18 protein-coding genes are annotated in these 17,722 nt (G+C 71.6%); 8 read left to right on the forward strand and 10 right to left on the reverse strand.

Annotated features, from left to right (window positions below; translation table 11 throughout):
* The first annotated feature begins 1 nt into the window (after position 1).
* Complete coding sequence (locus ACZ514_RS12030) at positions 2-1,387, forward strand: serine hydrolase domain-containing protein (RefSeq protein WP_469124635.1); 1,386 nt, start codon at positions 2-4, stop codon at positions 1,385-1,387.
* A 33-nt stretch (positions 1,388-1,420) separates the two neighbouring features.
* Here ACZ514_RS12030 and ACZ514_RS12035 read toward each other — a convergent pair whose 3' ends face one another.
* Genes ACZ514_RS12035 through ACZ514_RS12045 form a run of 3 tightly spaced genes read right to left on the reverse strand, consistent with a single transcriptional unit; the run spans position 1,421 to position 4,022 of the window.
* Positions 1,421-2,596, reverse strand: coding sequence for a winged helix DNA-binding domain-containing protein (locus tag ACZ514_RS12035; protein ID WP_469124636.1), 1,176 nt, complete (start codon positions 2,594-2,596; stop codon positions 1,421-1,423).
* A 53-nt stretch (positions 2,597-2,649) separates the two neighbouring features.
* On the reverse strand, positions 2,650-3,111 hold the full coding sequence (locus ACZ514_RS12040) for a GNAT family N-acetyltransferase (RefSeq protein WP_468698701.1): 462 nt from the start codon (positions 3,109-3,111) through the stop codon (positions 2,650-2,652).
* Between the two features lie 17 nt (positions 3,112-3,128).
* Positions 3,129-4,022: a GNAT family N-acetyltransferase gene (locus ACZ514_RS12045; protein WP_469124637.1), complete on the reverse strand. Its 894-nt coding sequence runs from the start codon at positions 4,020-4,022 to the stop codon at positions 3,129-3,131.
* A 264-nt stretch (positions 4,023-4,286) separates the two neighbouring features.
* Between ACZ514_RS12045 and ACZ514_RS12050 the strand changes: the two genes are divergently transcribed.
* Both ACZ514_RS12050 and ACZ514_RS12055 read left to right on the forward strand, forming a co-directional pair.
* Positions 4,287-4,937, forward strand: coding sequence for an HAD family hydrolase (locus tag ACZ514_RS12050; RefSeq protein ID WP_469124638.1), 651 nt, complete (start codon positions 4,287-4,289; stop codon positions 4,935-4,937).
* 204 nt (positions 4,938-5,141) lie between these two features.
* Positions 5,142-6,263, forward strand: a complete 1,122-nt coding sequence (locus tag ACZ514_RS12055; protein WP_468164084.1) for a globin domain-containing protein — start codon at positions 5,142-5,144, stop codon at positions 6,261-6,263.
* 31 nt (positions 6,264-6,294) lie between these two features.
* Here ACZ514_RS12055 and ACZ514_RS12060 read toward each other — a convergent pair whose 3' ends face one another.
* From ACZ514_RS12060 to ACZ514_RS12075, 4 genes are all read right to left on the reverse strand, one after another.
* A complete protein-coding gene (locus ACZ514_RS12060) occupies positions 6,295-6,774 on the reverse strand; it encodes an NUDIX domain-containing protein (RefSeq protein WP_468164086.1) in 480 nt (159 codons plus the stop codon).
* A 60-nt stretch (positions 6,775-6,834) separates the two neighbouring features.
* The gene (locus tag ACZ514_RS12065; RefSeq protein WP_468164088.1) at positions 6,835-7,731 is read right to left on the reverse strand and encodes a LysR family transcriptional regulator; all 897 of its coding nucleotides are present in this window, start codon (positions 7,729-7,731) and stop codon (positions 6,835-6,837) included.
* 182 nt (positions 7,732-7,913) lie between these two features.
* Entirely contained in the window at positions 7,914-9,092 is a 1,179-nt protein-coding gene (locus ACZ514_RS12070; RefSeq protein WP_469124639.1) for a cystathionine gamma-lyase, read from the reverse strand.
* A 61-nt stretch (positions 9,093-9,153) separates the two neighbouring features.
* The gene (locus ACZ514_RS12075) at positions 9,154-9,534 is read right to left on the reverse strand and encodes a phage holin family protein (protein WP_468164092.1); all 381 of its coding nucleotides are present in this window, start codon (positions 9,532-9,534) and stop codon (positions 9,154-9,156) included.
* Positions 9,535-9,627: 93 nt separating this feature from the next.
* On the opposite strand from ACZ514_RS12075, the gene ACZ514_RS12080 reads away from it, so the two are divergent.
* The 4 genes from ACZ514_RS12080 (at position 9,628) to ACZ514_RS12095 (ending at position 11,903) form a co-directional block, all read left to right on the forward strand.
* Positions 9,628-9,945, forward strand: coding sequence for a cupin domain-containing protein (locus ACZ514_RS12080; protein WP_468164094.1), 318 nt, complete (start codon positions 9,628-9,630; stop codon positions 9,943-9,945).
* A 153-nt stretch (positions 9,946-10,098) separates the two neighbouring features.
* Positions 10,099-10,326: a DUF5326 family protein gene (locus tag ACZ514_RS12085; RefSeq protein WP_468164096.1), complete on the forward strand. Its 228-nt coding sequence runs from the start codon at positions 10,099-10,101 to the stop codon at positions 10,324-10,326.
* A gap of 286 nt (positions 10,327-10,612) precedes the next feature.
* Entirely contained in the window at positions 10,613-11,359 is a 747-nt protein-coding gene (locus ACZ514_RS12090) for an IclR family transcriptional regulator (protein ID WP_469124640.1), read from the forward strand.
* Between the two features lie 94 nt (positions 11,360-11,453).
* Entirely contained in the window at positions 11,454-11,903 is a 450-nt protein-coding gene (locus tag ACZ514_RS12095; RefSeq protein WP_468164101.1) for an SsgA family sporulation/cell division regulator, read from the forward strand.
* Between the two features lie 46 nt (positions 11,904-11,949).
* Here ACZ514_RS12095 and ACZ514_RS12100 read toward each other — a convergent pair whose 3' ends face one another.
* Positions 11,950-13,335: a YibE/F family protein gene (locus ACZ514_RS12100; RefSeq protein ID WP_469124696.1), complete on the reverse strand. Its 1,386-nt coding sequence runs from the start codon at positions 13,333-13,335 to the stop codon at positions 11,950-11,952.
* Between the two features lie 253 nt (positions 13,336-13,588).
* On the opposite strand from ACZ514_RS12100, the gene thiC reads away from it, so the two are divergent.
* Positions 13,589-15,376: a phosphomethylpyrimidine synthase ThiC gene (gene thiC, locus ACZ514_RS12105; protein ID WP_468164104.1), complete on the forward strand. Its 1,788-nt coding sequence runs from the start codon at positions 13,589-13,591 to the stop codon at positions 15,374-15,376.
* Positions 15,377-15,501: 125 nt separating this feature from the next.
* Here the strand turns inward: thiC and ACZ514_RS12110 are convergent, their stop codons facing one another.
* The gene (locus ACZ514_RS12110; protein WP_468164106.1) at positions 15,502-16,317 is read right to left on the reverse strand and encodes a hypothetical protein; all 816 of its coding nucleotides are present in this window, start codon (positions 16,315-16,317) and stop codon (positions 15,502-15,504) included.
* A gap of 149 nt (positions 16,318-16,466) precedes the next feature.
* Positions 16,467-17,714 carry a metallophosphoesterase gene (locus ACZ514_RS12115; RefSeq protein WP_468164365.1) on the reverse strand — a complete coding sequence of 416 codons (1,248 nt, stop codon included), beginning with the start codon at positions 17,712-17,714 and terminating at the stop codon, positions 16,467-16,469.
* Positions 17,715-17,722 lie beyond the last annotated feature (8 nt).

Consider the following 17,722-nt stretch of genomic DNA (forward strand, 5'->3'; position numbering starts at 1 on the left):
CATGGACGCGCTCTCTGAAGACCTGGAACTGCTCCCCGCGACCCGGCGTGCCCTCCGGCACCGGATCGCCGTCGCCCAGCGCGAGGGGCGGACCCCTTCGCTGGTGGCGACCGTCGTGCGCGGCGGGGAGGTGGTCTGGGAAGGATCCCGGACCTCCGTGGAGGGGCACGGGCCGGACGGGAACGTCCAGTACCGGATCGGGTCGATCACCAAGACCTTCACCGCCGTCCTGGTGATGCGGCTGCGGGACGAAGGCCTGCTGGACCTGTCGGATCCGCTGGGCAAGCACCTCCCCGGCAGCGGCGCGGACGAGGTGACCATCGGACAGCTGCTGGCGCACACCTCCGGTCTCGCGGCGGAGACCCCGGGTGAGTGGTGGGAGCGCTCGTCGGCCGCATTGCGGCCGGAACTCGCCGACGTGCTCGGGGCCGAGCCGTTCAAGCACGTGCCGGGTACCCGGCACCACTACTCCAACCCCGGTTACACCCTGCTCGGTTCGCTCGTCGAGGCGCTGCGCGGGAAGCCGTGGGAGGAGGTGCTGCGCGCCGAGGTGCTGGAGCCGCTGGGCCTGAACCGTACGAGCCCGCAGCCGCGGGCCCCGCACGCGGGCGGCTGGGCGGTGCACCCGTGGGCGGACGTGATGATGCCGGAGCCGTCCGAGGACCTGGGGCTGATGGCCGCGGCCGGACAGCTCTGGTCCACCACCGGCGACCTGGCCCGGTTCGCGCGGCTGCTGATGCGGGGCGACGACCGGGTGCTGAGCGCCGGGAGCGCACGGGAGATGCGCACCTCTGCGGCTCCTCCCGAGCCGGGCATGGCGGAACTCGGATACGGGCTCGGCCTCCAGCTGGCGGACCAGGGCGGCCGCCGGCTCGCCGGGCACGGTGGTTCGCTGCCCGGGTTCGTCGCGGGACTGTGGTTCAGCGAGGCGGACGACGTGGCCGCGGTCGTACTGTCGAACTGCACGTCCGGCCTGCCGGCCTCGACGGTGGCCACCGACCTGATCGCCATCGTCGCGGAGGCGGAGCCGCGCATCCCCGAACCGTGGCGTCCGTTCAAGGAGGACGACCAGGTGTCGCTGGAACTGTGCGGCCCCTGGTACTGGGGTACCTCGGCGCAGGTCCTCCGGCTGAACTCGGACGGATCCCTGGAGCTGAGCCCGGTCGGGGCCACCGGCCGGCCGGCCCGTTTCCGGGCCGGACCGGACGGCACCTGGACCGGTGTGACGGGGTATTACGCGGGCGAGACGCTGCGGGCCGTCAGGCGCGAGGACGGCTCCGTGAGCCACCTCGACCTCGCCTCCTTCGTCTTCACGCGCGAGCCCTATGACCCCGGCGCCCCGGTGCCCGGCGGGGTGGACCCGCGGGGCTGGCGGGGCATCGGCTGACGTCTCCCGGGCCGCCCCCTTCGGCCGCGGCGTTCAGGCGGCCAGTTCACGCTCGAGCGGGGTGCGGAAGCGGGGGGTGACACGGGCGGTGCCCACCCAGTCGGCGAGCCGGGCCGCCTCGGCCGCGACCGCCTCCTCGGCGGCCCGGCCGGGGCTGCCCAGCAGTCGCCAGACGATCTCCCCGTCCGGACGCTGGGCCCAGCCGCCGACGATCTCGCCGTTCCACCACACGGTGGGCCCGATGTTGCCCGCGTAGTCGAACAGGGCGGGGCGGTGGGCCGGGTCGAGGTGGAAGCCCCGGTCGGCCCAGCCCATGGCGCTGGGGTCGAGGCCGGGCAGCAGGGCGGCCCAGGGTTCAGGGGCCGGCTCGGGCCCGGTGTCTCCCGGGCAGACGAGCCCCGTTCCACCGTCGTCGAGGCGGACCTGCTCGGGGCCCACGGCGGCCAGCGCCGCGCGTACGTCGGTGAGGCTCCAGCCGGTCCACCACTTGAGGTCGGCCTCGGTGGCCGGGCCGTAGGCGTGGAGCCAGCGGCGGGCGATCTCCGCGCGGGCCTCGGCGGCGGGCACGGAGGGCCAGGGCTGGCTGTGGACCCACCGGAACTGGCTGGAGGTCCAGGTTCCGCGGGGCCGGTCCCGCCGGATGCGGCCGTCGGCGGCCAGGAGGCGGATGACGCGGGTGGCCACGCCGGTCTCGGTCTCGTACTTCTTGCCCCGGGCGATGGTGATCTTCTGCCGCAGGGCGGGTACCGCCGCGGAGAGCTGGCTGCCCGTCGAAGCGCCGCGGGCGTCGAGTGCCTCGAGGGCGGCGGCCTCCGCGTGCGCCAGCCAGTCGGCGTCGAGGCCCCGGCCGTCCTCCTCCAAGTGCTTGAGCAGCGTCCTGCGTTCCTTCATCGCGATCCCGCGGGCGGTGGACGCGTCCACGTACGGGGCGAGTCCGGCCGAGACGGCGAAGAGGGTGTTGCGCATGCTGAGCATGCGGACCACGCTGACGTCCTCGTACAGGGCGTGCGTGATCACGTCGGGCCCGCCCTCGGCCAGCCGGGCCCGGACGGACAGGTAGACGGTCGCGGCGTCCGTGGCGTGCAGGGCTACGACGGCGTCGGCGGCCTGGCTGGCGGTACGGGCGCGGGCGGAGGGAACCAGACGGTGCCGCCGGCCCAGACGGTGGCGACGCTCGGCGGTGGTGATGAGGGGGAGGCTGGGGCTCATCCTCCCGATCGTAGGCCGGGCCACCGACGGCGGCCCGGCCCGTGCCGGGCTGCTCAGAGCTGGAGCTTGAACCCCACGTGGGAGGCGGTGAAGCCGAGCCGCTCGTAGAACCGGTGGGCGTCGGTACGGGTCACGTCCGAGGTGAGCTGGACCAGTTGGCAGTTCTCCTGCCGGGACCGTTCGACGGCCCACTCGATGAACCGGGTTCCCAGGCCGCTGCCGCGTTCGTCGGCGTGGACCCGGACGCCCTCGATGATGGAACGGGTGGCGCCCTTGCGGGACAGCCCGGGGACGATCGTGAGCTGGAGCGTCCCCACGACCCGGTCACCGCGGACCGCGACGACGAGGTGCTGGTGGGGATCGTCGGTCAGCCGTTTCAGGGCCGCGGTGTACGGGGTCAGGTCGTCGGGTGACTCGCGGGTGGCGCCGAGCGGGTCGTCGGCGAGCATGGCGACGATCTCGGGAAGGTCGGCCTCCGTGGCGGGGCGGATGAGCAGGTCGGGTGCTTCGGTCATGGGCAGGTGTCCTCGTCTCAGCTGGCGGCGACCGTGAGGGGAGCCCAGCGGCGGGACCAGTCGCCGGGCAGGCTGGGGAGGTTCCGGGTCATGACGGCGTTGAAGGCCACGGACTCGAGGCCGCGTGCCTTGAGCCACGCGAGGAGTTCTTCGTGGCGCACGTCCACATCGGTGCGCAGGTCCCGTTCGGTGCCCGCGGCCAATGCGCCGACCAGGGCCTGGGCGACGGCGGTGTCGCGGGCGATCAGGGGGCCGACGACATGGGTGTCCATGTTGGGCCAGATCGCGGCGTAGCCGATGAGGGCACCGGAGGGGTCCTCGGCGACGAGCAGCCTGTCGCTGAATGCCGGCAGTCGCGTGATGAGGTGGGTCCGGTCGGTCCCGAAGATCTCCGTGTCCAGCCGGATGATTCCCTGGAGGTCCTCGGCGGCTGCCGGCCGGACGTGGACACCGGCAGGGCCGTCAGCCGGACAGTCCTGTTCGGGACGGAAGGCGCCCCGGAGCATCTCCGCGCGACCCGTGGCGACGAAGCCGAGTTCCTCGTAGAGCGGGCGTCCGTAGGGGGTGGAGTGCAGGGTGAGCGGGATACCGGCGAGCAGGCCGTCGCACACGTGCTTCATGAGGCGCCGGCCCAGACCCTTGCGGGCGTAGCGGTCGGCGACGAGGACCATCCCGATGGCGGCGAGTTCGGGCTTCTCGACGGTTTCGCCGTACTGGGTGACGACACAGGCGGCGGCGAGCCCCTGACCGTCGGGTGCGTCGATGCCGTAGCCGTCGCCGGCGGTGAGGAGCAGCCCCCACTTGTGGTCCTCGCGCGGCCAGCCGCGGTCCTCGGACAGATCGGCGCAGTGCCGGAGGTCTGTCATGGTCAGTGCGCGGATCGGCAGGTCGATGAGCTGTGGTGGTGTCACCGGCCCAGAGTGGATCACGTGCTTGGGAGGAGTCCAGGGAATTCGGGGATCCGTCAGCCGATGTTTCACGTGAAACACCGGCTCGTTCCGCACAGGGCCCGCGTCCCGCACGGGTGTTGCCGTCTCCGCTCGTGTCGCCCTTCGCCTGTTTCACGTGAAACATGGCGGCGCCACCACGTCGGTCGTGCCTCGGGCCACGCCCTTTCCCCCGGCCGCTGCCAGGGGAGTGCCCCTGGCGGAACGGAGCCGCTAGCCTCGGCGGTTATGACGTCGCTGCACCTGTTCGATCTGGACGGGACCCTGATGTACGGCTCGGCCGCGCCGGTGGAGATCTCCCGGCAGCTCGGGGTGGACACCGAGATCGCCGCGCTGGAGCGCGCCTTCAGCGCGCGGAAGATCGGCCCGCACGAGTTCTCGGTGGCGGCCCGGGAGCTGTGGGCGGAACTGACGCCGGCGCACGTCCGGGTGGCCTTCGACGGAGCACCGTGGCTGGCGGGGATCCAGGAGGTCTGGACGGAGATCAGGGGCCGCGGTGACTACTGCGCGGTGATCTCGCTGTCCCCCTCGTTCTTCGTGGAGCTGCTGCTGGAGTGGGGCGCGCACGCCGCGCACGGCTCGGTCTTCCCCGAGGTGCCCTTCACCCGGCCCGTCGACGTGGCCGGGATCCTGACGCCCGAGCGCAAGGTGGAGATCGCGGACCAGCTCTGCGCGCGGTTCGGGGTGGGCCGTACGGACTGTGTCGCCTACGGGGACTCCATGACGGACGCGGTGCTCTTCGAGGTGGTGCCGCGCTCGGTCGCGGTGAACGCGCGCCCGTACCTGGCGGAGCGGGCCACCCATGTCTACGAGGGCCGTGACCTGCGGGAGGCATACCAGCTCCTGGGCGCGGCACGCCCCGAAGTCGAGGCATCTTAAGGGGAAAAGGGGGTTCGAAGCACCGTTTTTTCCATTCCCCCCGCCGCGCTCGCGGCCGGCTGGCACGCTGTGAACCCGGAACCACGGATTCGAGGCCGTGGCGCGTGAGACCCGACCGAGAAGTTCGAAGCGAGGCACCGCATGGACGCTCCGCCCACCAGATCGGCCAGACCGACGGGCTGGATACCCTCCGGGGGCGGTGCGATGGAGCCCTCCCCGGACGCGGTTCTCATCCGCCGTACCCTGGCCGAGATCGCACCCGTCGCCGACAAGGTGACCTCGTACTTCTACGCGCTGGTCTTCACGAGCCACCCCGAGGTCCGGGAGTTGTTCCCCCCGGCCATGGACGTCCAGCGCGACCGGCTGCTGAAGGCCCTGCTGACCGCCGCCGAGCACATCGACGACCCGGCCGTACTGGCTCCGTACCTGCACCGGCTCGGCGCCGGCCACCGCAAGTACGGCACCGTCCCCTCCCACTACCCGGTGGTGGGAGAGGCGTTGATCGGCGCGCTGGCCCGGTACGCGGAGCTCACCTGGGGGCCGGAGGCCGAGGCGGCCTGGGTGCGCGCGTACACCACCATCTCGCAGACGATGATCGACGCGGCGGCGGAGGACGAGGCCAGGGCTCCGGCCTGGTGGCACGCCGAGGTGGTCGCGCACGACCTGCGCACCTCGGACATCGCCGTGCTGACGGTCCGCCCCGACCAGCCGTACCCCTTCCTCGCCGGCCAGTACACCAGCCTGGAGACCCCGTGGTGGCCCCGGGTCTGGCGGCACTACTCCTTCGCCTCGGCGCCCCGCGCGGACGGGCTGCTGTCCTTCCACGTGAAGGCCGTCCCGGCGGGCTGGGTGTCCAACGCCCTGGTACGGCGCGCCCGGCCGGGCGACGTCCTGCGGCTGGGCCCGCCGGCCGGTTCGATGGTGGTGGACCACAGCACCGACAACGGCATGCTGTGCCTGGGCGGCGGTACGGGCATCGCCCCGATCAAGGCGCTGATCGAGGACGTCGCCGAGCACGGTGAGCGGCGCCCGATGGAGGTCTTCTTCGGGGCGCGCAGCGATCACGACCTCTATGACAAGGACACCCTGCTCGGGTTGCAGCGCTCGCACCCGTGGCTGTCGGTGCGGCCGGTGGTCGGCGAAGGGCTGGCCGGGCAGCTGCCGCAGGCGGTCGGTGAGAACGGGCCCTGGAGCTCGTACGACGCCTTCATCTCGGGACCGCCCGCGATGATCCGCAACGGTGTGGACGCCCTCAAGCGGATCGGGATCCCCGGAGAGCGCATCCGCTACGACGCCCTCGAGGAGCTGGCGGGCGTGGCCGGCTGAAGCGGTACGGAGCCGCCCGCCCCCGGTCCCGTCAGCCCAGGTCGGGGGCGTGCATGGCGCGGACCCCCTCGATGTTGCCGTCGAGGTAGTGGCGCAGTGAGAGTGGAACCAGGTGGACGGCGGCGATGCCGACCCGGCTGAAGGGCACGCGGACGATCTCGTACTCGCCCTGGGGGTCGTCGACCTCCGGGCCGTGCCGCTGGCCGGGGTCCATCGATTCGAGACGGCAGACGAAGAAGTGCTGCACCTTCACCCCGGTCACTCCCCCGTCGGTGATGTGCTCGACGGTGTCGACGAAGCACGGCACCACATCGGTGATCTTGGCGCCGAGTTCTTCGTGGATTTCTCGGTGGAGGGCGTCGACGACGGTGTGGTCCGAGGCCTCCACGCCACCGCCCGGAGTGAGCCAGTACGGGTCGACGCCTGGCTTGGTGCGCTTGATGAGGATCAGGTCGTCACCGTCGAGCAGGATCGCGCGGGCGGTGCGTTTGACCACGGGACGTTCGGTCATGGGAGAAGAGTGGCCCGCGCCCGCCCGTCTGAAACGCGTCGGCGGCCGGAAACGGTCGGCTCACCAGTGCGCGGCGGCGCGCAGCAGCCGGTCGTGGGCCCGGGCCAGGTGGGCGAGCGCCAGGCTGCCCGTCCGGACGACGAGGAACCACGTGCGCAGCGGCGGGACGGCTGGATCCAGCAGGGAGACGACCTCACCGCGGTCGAGGGCGTCCTGGCACAGGTAGCGGGGCAGGACGGCGAGCCCGGCGCCGGCCAGGACGCATTCCAGGACGGCCCGCAGGTCGGGGACCACCACCGTGGCGGCGGTGTCGGGCACGGAGTCGAAGACGGTGGACCAGTAGCGGGTGACCAGCGGCAGGCTCTCGTGGACCTCGACGACCGGGATCCCGTCGAGCGCCGCGGGGCCCGACGTGTTCAGGGCGGCGGGGTCGGCCAGGGCGGCCCAGTAGGGCGCGGCCACCAGCACCTGTTCCTCGTCGCAGAGGGCGCCCGCGGTGAAGGGGCCGCCACGCGGACGGGAGGTGGTGACGACCAGGTCGTGCTGCCCGGCGGCCAGTCCGGCGAGGTTCTCCTCGGCGCCGGGCACGAGGGCGGTGCGCAGGGTCTGCCCCTGACCGACCAGGGGCGCGAGCGCGGGCAGCACGCGCAGGCAGAGGAACTCCGGGGGCCCGGCGAGGTGCAGGGTCCGCAGGGTCCCGGCGGCCTCCCGCTCGGTCTCGGCGATCCGGAGCAGCGCGTCGAGGTGTGGGGCGGCCTTGTGGGCCAGCTCGTCGCCGACGGCCGTTGGGGTGACGCCCCGGGCGCGCCGGTGGAACAGGGGCCGGCCGAGCTGCCGTTCCAGGGTGCGGATCTGCGAGGTGACGGCGGGCTGTGACAGCCCGAGCAGCGTGGCGGCCCGGGTGAACGAGCCGGCCCGGTGCACGGCGACGAAGGTACGCAGCAGGGCCAGGTCCATGGCGGCCCCTCTCGGTGGGGGCCTTCAACTATAAATATGCCGATAGGCCCCTGTCGTTACCGTGATTGGACTCTGACGCTGAGTCAACTAGCCTTGTCAGCGTGGTTCTTCTCGCGGGGAACCCGGCGCGGTCCGAGCCACCAGGGGGGAGGCTCGGACCGCTTGCCTTCTTCCTCCGCCGCTCAGGCCCCGGCGGCCGCCGAGTCGAGGGCCCGGCGCACGTCCGCGACCAGGTCCTCGGCCTCCTCGGCCCCGGCGGAGAAACGGATGAAGCCCTCCGGCACGGCGTCGCCGCCCCAGCGTCCGCGCCGTTCCGCGGTGGACCGGACTCCGCCGAAGCTCGTGGCGTCCTCCACCAGGTGCAGAGCGGTCATGAAGCGCTCGGCGTGGGCGCGGTCCGGGAGGACGAACGAGACCACCGAGCCGAATCCCCGCATCTGCCGGGAAGCCGTCTCGTGGGAGGGGTCTGAGGCGAGCCCCGGATAGCGGACCCCGGTCACCTCGGGCCGGCCGGCCAGCACCTCGGCCACCGCCAGCGCGTTGCCCCACTGCCGTTCGGCGCGCAGCTGGAGGGTGGACAGGGAGCGGTGGGCCAGCCAGGCCTCCATGGGCCCGGGGATCGCGCCGACGATCTTGCGCCAGCGGCGGACGCCCGCGGCCAGTTCCGGGTCGCGGCAGACGACGTAGCCGAGCAGCAGGTCCCCGTGGCCGGTGAGTCCCTTGGTGCCGCTGGCGACGGAGAAGTCCGCCCCCAGTTCCAGGGGCCGCTGTCCGAGCGGGGTCGCCAGGGTGTTGTCGACGGCGACGAGGGCGCCCGCCGTGTGCGCGGCCCCCGCGAGGCGGCGTACGTCGCACACGTCGAGACCCGGGTTGGACGGGGTCTCGATCCACAGCAGCCGGGCCCCGTCGAGGGCGGCGAGCTGCGCGTCCTGGCCGGTCGGCGCGGTGCGGACGCGGACTCCGTACGCCTCGAGCTGTTCGCGGACCAGGGGCAGCGCCTGATAGCCGTCGGAGGGCAGGACGACGGTGTCGCCGGTGCGGGCCTGTGAGAGCAGGACGGCGGAGACGGCCGCCATTCCGGAGGCGAAGACGACGGTCTCCGCCCCTTCCCCGTCCGGTGCCTCCAGTTCCCCGATGGCCCGTTCCAGCAGGGTCCAGGTGGGGTTCGTGTCGCGGCCGTAGGTGTACGGGCCCGAGACCTCGCCCGGGAGGTGGAAGTGGGCGGCGAACACCGGTCCGGGCAGCGGCGGCTCGTTCTTGACGGGCTCCGGCAGCCCGGCGCGCACGGCGCGCGTGCCGTCACCGAACGGGCCGGACCCGGCCGGCGGTCCGGCGGTCCGGCCGGGGGTGTGCTCTGTCACGGGGTGTGCTCCTTCACGGCGGTGCGTACGTCGGCCGGCGGACCGGTGCTCGCGGGCCCGCTCAGTGCTTGTCGGGCAGGGCCAGGTTCACGGCCCAGGAGACGACGGAGATGATCAGCGCGCCGAGTACGGCGGCCCAGAAGCCGTCCACGTGGAAGCTGAGGTCGAACTGCTCGGCCAGCCAGGAGGTGAGCAGCAGCATCAGGGCGTTCACGACCAGGGTGAACAGGCCGAGCGTGAGGATGAACAGCGGGAACGAGAGCAGCTTCACCACCGGCTTGACGATGAGGTTGACCAGTCCGAAGACCAGCGCGACCAGGATCAGCGTCAGCGCGCGGCGGCCCAGGCTGCTGCCGTCGTCGAGCGTGATCCAGGGGACCAGCCAGATGGCGACGGCCAGGGCCGCCGCGTTGGCGAGCGTCTTGACTACGAAATTCGTCATGTGTCTGATCGTGGCAGAGAAGATCCGGGCCGGGCATCGGCAGATCGGCGGATCCCCGGGCACCACCGGGCAAGAGCAAGGGGCAAGCGAAAGATGAAGGCCTTCCGGCTGGACGAGCTCGAGGCGGAGCGGGTCGCCAACGACGGCGCCTATCTGCAGTTCCTGAGGGAACGGAACATGTCGGTCGGGCTGTACGCGCTCGATGCCGGACAGAGCGACCCGCAGCAGCCGCACCGTCAGGACGAGGTGTACTTCGTGGTGAGCGGCAGGGCTTCCATCACGGTCGGGGAGGAGACGACGGTGGTGGCGAACGGCAGCGTGGTCTACGTCCCCGCGGGGGTACCGCACAAGTTCCACCACATCACCGAGCCCCTGAAGGTGATGGTGGTCTTCGCCCCGCCGGAGGGCTGAGCACACGCCGGCGGCCGCCGGCCTGAGGGTCGTGTCCCCGATCCCCCTAAGGGGCGGGTCAGGGGGTTCCGGGGGCTCGGGGCCCCCTGCGCGGCGCGGCCGGCTCCTAGCATCGAGAGCGAGGAAAGCAACGGACGAGGAAGAGGTAGGAACATGGACGGGATCCGAGCGATGTTCGCGGGTATGCCCTGGTGGGTGAAGTGGGTCGCCGTTCCGCTGCTGGCGCTCTTCGTCTTCGGCGGAGTGATCACCTCCATCCTCGGCACGCTGATCTCGTTCGCCTTCAAGCTGCTGCTCTTCGTCGCCCTCGTCGGCGGCCTGGTGTTCGTGGTGAAGAAGTTCACCGGCACCGGTTCGAAGGCCTCCTCGGGCGACTGGTAGCACCGGGCCCGTCCGCCACCCCCAACGGGTAAGGGGATTAACCCAGGCGGGGGAACGGGACCGGCCACACCGCCCACACGCCGGGAACCGGTGGATACAGTGGCAATCTGTGCCGTTCCCTGGGCGCCGATACCTCCGCTCGGAACGGGCGGTCGCGTCGGGGCAACTGCTGAGCACGACCCCCAGGAGCCGCGGCACACGCGGGGGCGGCCCCCGCAGGGCGGGCCACCCCGAGGCCCGCCGCCACGCCTGGGGGTGAGCTTTGTCTTCCGTTCACAATCCCGGTGTGCCGACCCTGATCGGTTCGGTGCAGCGGGCGTTGCGGCTGCTGGAAGCGGCGGGGTCGCATAGCGGGGGAGCTCCGGCGAAACAGCTGGCGCGCGAGGCCGGGCTCCCGCTCCCCACCGCGTACCACCTGCTGCGCACGCTGACGCACGAGGGCTATCTTCGCCGGCAGCGCGGGGTGTTCGTGCTCGGTGACGCGGCCGGCCGGCTGGCGGGCGGCGGGCTCCAGCAGAAACGTCGCAGCATGATCCTCGACTCGCTCGCCCACTTCCGCGACACGGTCGGGGCTCCCGTCTACTTCGCGGTGTTCCGCGAGGGTGAGATCGAGATCGTGGGTGTCTCGGACACGCCCGCCCACCCCGTCTGCGAGGAATGGGCCGACGTCCGCGCGACCGGCCACGCCCACGCCATCGGCCAGTGCCTGCTGGGCCAGCTCGACGAGAAGACGCGCAAGGACTACTACGAGCGGCACCCGGTCGAGAGCGTCACGCCCTACACCGTGCGCGACGCGCACGCCCTGGAGCAGCGGATCGGATCCCGGGAACGCACGCAAGCCGTGATCGAGCGTCAGGAGTACGCCCTGGGCACCGTCTGCGCGGCCATCCCGATCACCGTCGGCGACATCGCCGCGACCGTGGCCATTTCTCTCCCCTTGCACCAGGAAGATCGGTTGCTCTCTGCTGTCGAACGACTACGGAGTGAAGTAGGCGCGCTGTTGAGCACCCTCTCCTTCTCTATCAGTATCTGAAAACTCACTCCTTGTGATCTGGCGCCGCTTCCACCACTCTTGTCAAGAGGCCCTGGGGGATCATTCCTGGCCACTTCCACTACAGGGGTAGGCAATGCGCGATTCGGTACAGGCAGAGGTCATGATGAGCTTCCTCGTTTCCGAGGAGCTCGCGTTCCGGATCCCGGTGGAGCTGCGGTACGACGCCCGTGACCCCTACGCGGTCCGCCTCACCTTCCACCTTCCCGGAGACGCGCCCGTGACCTGGGCGTTCGGCCGGGAACTGCTGCTCGACGGCATCAACAAGCCGAGCGGTGACGGTGACGTGCACATCGCGCCCACCGACCCGGACGAACTGTCCGACGTCCACATCCGTCTCCAGGTCGGCGGGGACCGGGCCCTCTTCCGCGCGGGCGCGGGGCCGCTCGTCGCCTTCCTCGACCGGACCGACCGGCTCGTGCCGCTCGGTCAGGAGCGCAGTCTGGGTGATTTCGAGGAGAGCCTCGACCAGGCGCTCGGAAAGATCCTCTCCGAGTCGCAGCAGGACGAGCGCAAGGCCGGCTGAGGGGCGGAGCCGCAACGGCGCCGCCTCATCGAGTCCTTCGGTTCCCTCAGCGCTTGCGCCGCCGCCGGCCCCGGCCGCCGCGGGCCGGTCCGGCGGCCGGTCCCGCGGCCACGCCGCCCGCGGTCCCCGGCCGGTCGGCGGAGACCACCAGCGCCGCCAGGGCGGTGGTCACGGGCACCGAGGCCACGAGCCCGATGGAGCCGACGAGGGTCCGTACGATCTCCTCGGCGACCAGCTCGCTGTTGGCCACCGTCCCCATGCTGCTGTTGGCGATCGAGAACAGCAGCAGAAGCGGCAGCGCGGCACCGGCGTACGCCAGTACGAGGGTGTTCACCACCGACGCGATGTGGTCGCGTCCGATCCGGATGGCGGCCCGGTACAGGGCGCGCGGGCCCATCGCCGGGTCCGCCTGGTGGAGTTCCCATACGGCCGACGTCTGAGTGACGGTCACGTCGTCCAGTACGCCGAGCGATCCGATGATCACGCCCGCGAGCAGCAGGCCGCTCATGTCGATGCTCGGGTAGAGCCCGTGGATCAGCCCGGTGTTGTCGTCCGTGTTGCCGCTCAGGAACGCCCAGCCGATGAACAGCGAGCCCAGCACGCCGATCAGCAGGAGCGAGACCAGCGTGCCGAGGACGGCCACCGAGGTCCGGGCCGTCAGACCGTGGCACATGTAGAGGGCGATCAGCATGATCGCGCTGGCTCCGATGACCGCGACGAGCAGCGGGTTCGAGCCCTGCAGGATCGCCGGGAGGATGAAGAGCGTCAGTACCCCGAAGCTGACGACGAGCGCGATGAGCGCGAACAGGCCGCGCATCCGGCCCACCACGACCACCGCGACGGCGAAGATGCCGGCCAGCAGGGCCATCGGGAGCTTGCGGTTGAGGTCGATCACCGAGTACTGGAGGTCCCGGGGCGCGTCCGGCGCGTACGCCACCACCACCTCCTGGCCCTTTTCCAACTGCCGCGGCGCACCGGGCTGGACGATCTCGAAGAAGGCCCGGCCCCGTTCCGGTCCGCTGGTCACCTCGATGGTGGCCTTCTTGCACTCGCCGGCCCTGGCGGCCTGCGCCTCGCGCCCCTCGGGGGTGGAGGTGTCGCCCGTGGGAGGAACCTGCGAGGCGTTGACCGATTTGCAGTCCACCTTCGCGAGGGCGACGACCTCGCCCTGTTGGGTCTGCCGGTCGAAGCCCACCCCGGTGCGCTCGTGCGCGGGGGCGCCGCCGGGCCAGAGCACGGCCATCCCGACGAAGACGGCGGCTGCGAAGGGGATCAGTACGGCGGCGATCACCTTGCGCAGGTGCTTGGAGACCGGAGCCGCCGGCCCGTGGCCGTGGCTGTGTCCGTGCCCGTGGGCGTGGCCGGAGGAGTGCCCCTGAGGGGGCGCGCCCGCACTCCCGTGGGACGCGTGCTCGGGGCCGGTGTGGCCCATGGGCTCGGTGGGCTCGTGGGGGGGCTGCGGCGAGGACGTCACCGGCAGATCATCGCAAGAGATGAGGGGGCCCACTGTTCAGCACGCCACACACGACGCTAACGTGGGGGCTACTTTGCACAACGCGGGAGCTCGGAGCACCGGGCTGAGAGGGCGCTGATCACCGTACGCGCATGAGCATGCGTACGGGAGGAGGCTGCGCCGACCGCCGAACCTGTTACCGGGTAATGCCGGCGTAGGGAGATCAGGTCTCATGACCATTCAGGACGCACGCACGCCTGCCGTCAGCCAGAACGCCGACGGCCAGACCGAGCGCCAGCCCGGCTGGCACAAGGGATACCTGGCGGGCTCCCGCCCGGACATCCGGGTGCCGGTCCGCCAGGTCCACCTCACCAACGGCAAGGACGTGACGCTCTACGACACGTCCGGGCCGTACACCGACCCGCAGATCGAGACCGACGTGCGCCGGGGTCTGCCGCCGCTGCGCGAGCACTGGATCATCGGCCGCGGCGACACGGAGGAGTACGCGGGGCGCCCCGTCCGCCCGGAGGACGACGGCATCAAGCACACCTCTCCGCGCGGGGGTCTCAAGAACCTCGACGCGGTCTTCCCGGGCCGCCCGCGCCAGCCCCGCCGGGGCCGCGGCGGGGCCGCCGTCACGCAGCTCGCGTACGCCCGCCGGGGCGAGATCACCCCGGAGATGGAGTACGTCGCGATCCGCGAGAACGTCTCCCCCGAGGTCGTCCGTGAGGAGATCGCCGCGGGCCGCGCGGTGCTCCCGGCCAACGTGAACCACCCGGAGATCGAGCCGATGATCATCGGCAAGAGGTTCCTGGTGAAGGTCAACGCCAACATCGGCAACTCCGCCGTCACCTCCTCGATCGAGGAGGAGGTGGAGAAGATGACCTGGGCGACCCGCTGGGGCGCCGACACGGTCATGGACCTCTCCACCGGCCGCAACATCCACACCACCCGCGAGTGGGTGCTGCGCAACTCTCCGGTCCCGATCGGCACCGTGCCGCTCTACCAGGCCCTGGAGAAGGTCGACGGCAGGGCCGAGGACCTGACCTGGGAGATCTACAAGGACACGGTCATCGAGCAGGCCGAGCAGGGCGTCGACTACATGACCGTCCACGCCGGCGTGCTGCTGCCGTACGTGCCGCTGACCGCCCGTCGCAAGACCGGCATCGTCTCCCGCGGCGGCTCGATCATGGCCGCGTGGTGCCTGGCGCACCACAAGGAGAACTTCCTCTACACGAACTTCGAGGAGCTCTGCGAGATCCTCGCGGCGTACGACGTCACCTACTCGCTGGGTGACGGCCTGCGCCCCGGCTCCATCGCGGACGCCAACGACGCCGCGCAGTTCGCGGAGTTGAAGACGCTGGGCGAGCTGAACACCATCGCCAAGCGGCACAACGTCCAGACGATGATCGAGGGCCCGGGCCACGTCCCGATGCACAAGATCAAGGAGAACATCGACCTCCAGCAGGAGATCTGCGAGGAGGCGCCGTTCTACACGCTCGGCCCGCTGACCACGGACGTGGCGCCCGCCTACGACCACATCACCTCGGGCATCGGCGCCGCGATGATCGCCTGGTGGGGCACCGCGATGCTCTGCTACGTGACGCCCAAGGAGCACCTGGGCCTGCCCAACCGGGACGACGTGAAGACCGGGGTCATCACCTACAAGATCGCCGCGCACGCGGCGGACCTGGCCAAGGGCCACCCGGGCGCCCAGGAGTGGGACGACGCCCTGTCGGACGCGCGGTTCGAGTTCCGCTGGGAGGACCAGTTCAACCTGGCCCTCGACCCGGACACCGCCCGTGAGTTCCACGACGAGACGCTCCCGGCCGAGCCGGCCAAGACCGCGCACTTCTGCTCCATGTGCGGTCCGAAGTTCTGTTCGATGAAGATCTCGCAGGACATCCGCCGAGAGCACGGCGGTGACCTGAAGGCCGATGAGATCGAAGCGGGCATGGCGGAGAAGTCCGCCGAGTTCGCGGCCTCGGGCAACCGGGTCTACCTGCCGCTGGCCGACTGATCCGTGGGGGAGGGCTGACCGACGGGATTCCGGGGGGAGTCGTCGGTCAGCCCTCTCCCCAGCCGGGACAACCGGCGGACCCGGGCGAATGTTTCACGTGAAACGGGCCCCCGGGGGCCGACGCTTCACTCAGGGTCGTGATCCGTGCCGCCGAAGTCCGGGCTGGTGAAGTCCGGCGGGCTGTAGCCGGGGCGGGGTCCCCCGGAGGCCGGGCCGGGGCTGGTGAAGTCCGGCGGGGTGTACCCCAGGCTGGGGATGCGCCCGGCGCCCGGTGTGCGCGGCACGGGGTACCCCGGTCCGGCGGTCGGGTCGGCCAGGGCGTCGCGCAGGAAGGGCACGATGCCCCGCTCCAGCAGCGCGTTGCGCCAGGCCTCCCGCGCGCGGGACAACTCGTCGGGTATCGACGCGCTCTCCTCCGCCGGCACCTCCGTGGAGCTGTTGCGCAGGGCCGTCACGAGCAGCGCGATCACCGCGAAGAGCAGGGCGGCCACGGTGAGTCCGCCGAAGAGCCAGCCCGCCGTCAGCATCGTCTCGGCGAAGGCCGGGGCGGGCTCGATCATCTTGAGGGCGTACCCCACCAACAGGAAGATCAGCATCGCGGTGCCCGCCAGCACCGGTGCGAGGACGCCGACGACCGCGCTCACGCCGGCCCCGTCGTCCTGGTCCTCGGCGCCGTCCTCGGCGTCCGTCACCGGGGCGGACAGGACCGCGTCGCGCAGTTGCTCCCGCACGTGCACGTAGTGGTCGTACTCGGCGGCCGCGGCGGCGGTCAGCAGTGTGGTGGCGGCCTGGGCCATGGTGCGCAACTGTTCGGCGTTCAGCCGTTCGCCCAGAGTGGCGAGTTCGGGCCGTTGGTCCGCGGTGCGCAGCGCCTCGTCGAGGAGCCGATCGAACTCCGGTCGGTCTTCGGTGAGCAGGTGCGGAGCGCTGGTCATGTGCATCCCCCGATGCTCCGTACGTGCCGGTATGCCCGCGTAGATCCGGGGATCCGGCGTAAACGGAGGAGAGCCTGCTACGGATAGAGCGATGGTAGAGCGCCCCTGCCACGCCGTGACAAGGGCTTTGCTGAAATACCCCGCTCCGAGAACGCTCAGTCGCGCAGAGGTAGTTGAACGACGAGCAGCTTGCCCGCCATCGTCACGCCGCCGTCCATGGCGATGGCCAGCCCGTCGGCGTACACGTGCGGCCCGTCCACGGCCTCGGGGCCGTGGGAGTCGTCGCCGTCCTCGGTGCCGACCTCGCCGAGCAGGTAGGGGATGGGGCTGTGGCCGTGGACGACGCGGCCGCCGCCGTAGGTGGCCAGGAGTTCCCGTACGGCCTGGGGACCGGTCTCCTCGTCGCGGAAGGCGAACCGCTTGGTGAACTTGCGGAAGAGGTCCCAGGTGATGTCGGCGTCGTTGCGGTTGAGCAGCTCGTGAATGGTGTCGTTGACGTCCTCGATGGAGTCGCCGTAGTCGAGGTACGCGGTGGTGTCGGAGTGCAGGAGCAGGTGGCCGTCCTGCAGGGTGGCCGCGTCGAGGCGGGACATCCACTGGAGGTGGACGTCCTCCAGGCGCTCCATGTCGGCGCGCTGGCCGCCGTTGAGCAGCCAGGCGGCCTGGAAGGTGGCGGTGCCGGCACCGGACGACACGGGGGTGTCGCCGAAGCGCTTGGCCCCGATGAGGAGCAGCTCGTGGTTGCCCATCAGGGCCTTGCAGTAGCCGCCGGCGGCGGCGGCCTCGGCGGAGAGCCGCATGACGAGGTCGATGACGCCGATGCCGTCGGGGCCGCGGTCGGTGAAGTCGCCGAGGAACCAGAGCCGGGCGTTGCCGGCGGACCAGCGGCACTCGGCGTCGATGAGGTTCTGCGCCTGGAGTTCGCTGATGAGCTCGTCCAGGTAGCCGTGGACGTCACCGACGACGTAGAGGGGGCCGGGTCCGGAGCCCGGGGCCTCCTGGGGAACGTACTGGACCTGCACGGTGTGGCCGGGCCCGCTCGGCGCGCCGCGGCCGATGACGGGGAGATCGCGCTGCGTGGGCGTGTAGCCGTCGTCGGCGCCGTCGGTGTCCTCGTACTCGACGTCGCCCGCGGCGCGCTGCTGCGGAACGGTGTCCGTGCCGGGGCGGGCGTGGGGAGCCGCGGTGGGCCGGTCGGGGGCGTACCCGGGCCGAGGGGGCGCGGGCGGCGCGCTCTCCTCGTAGTACGCGGGGTACTCGCCGTACGCGGGGGGCTCGCCGGACAGCGTGGCGGGCACGGCGTACGGCGCGGGTTCGGTGACCGGAACCCGGAAGTCCCGCAGCGTGTCCGTCCGCATCGCGGGTCCCTGACCGGCCCCCTGAGTCATCGACCCCTCCACCACCGTCGCGC

Source organism: Streptomyces sp. NPDC034086 (genome assembly GCF_055575515.1).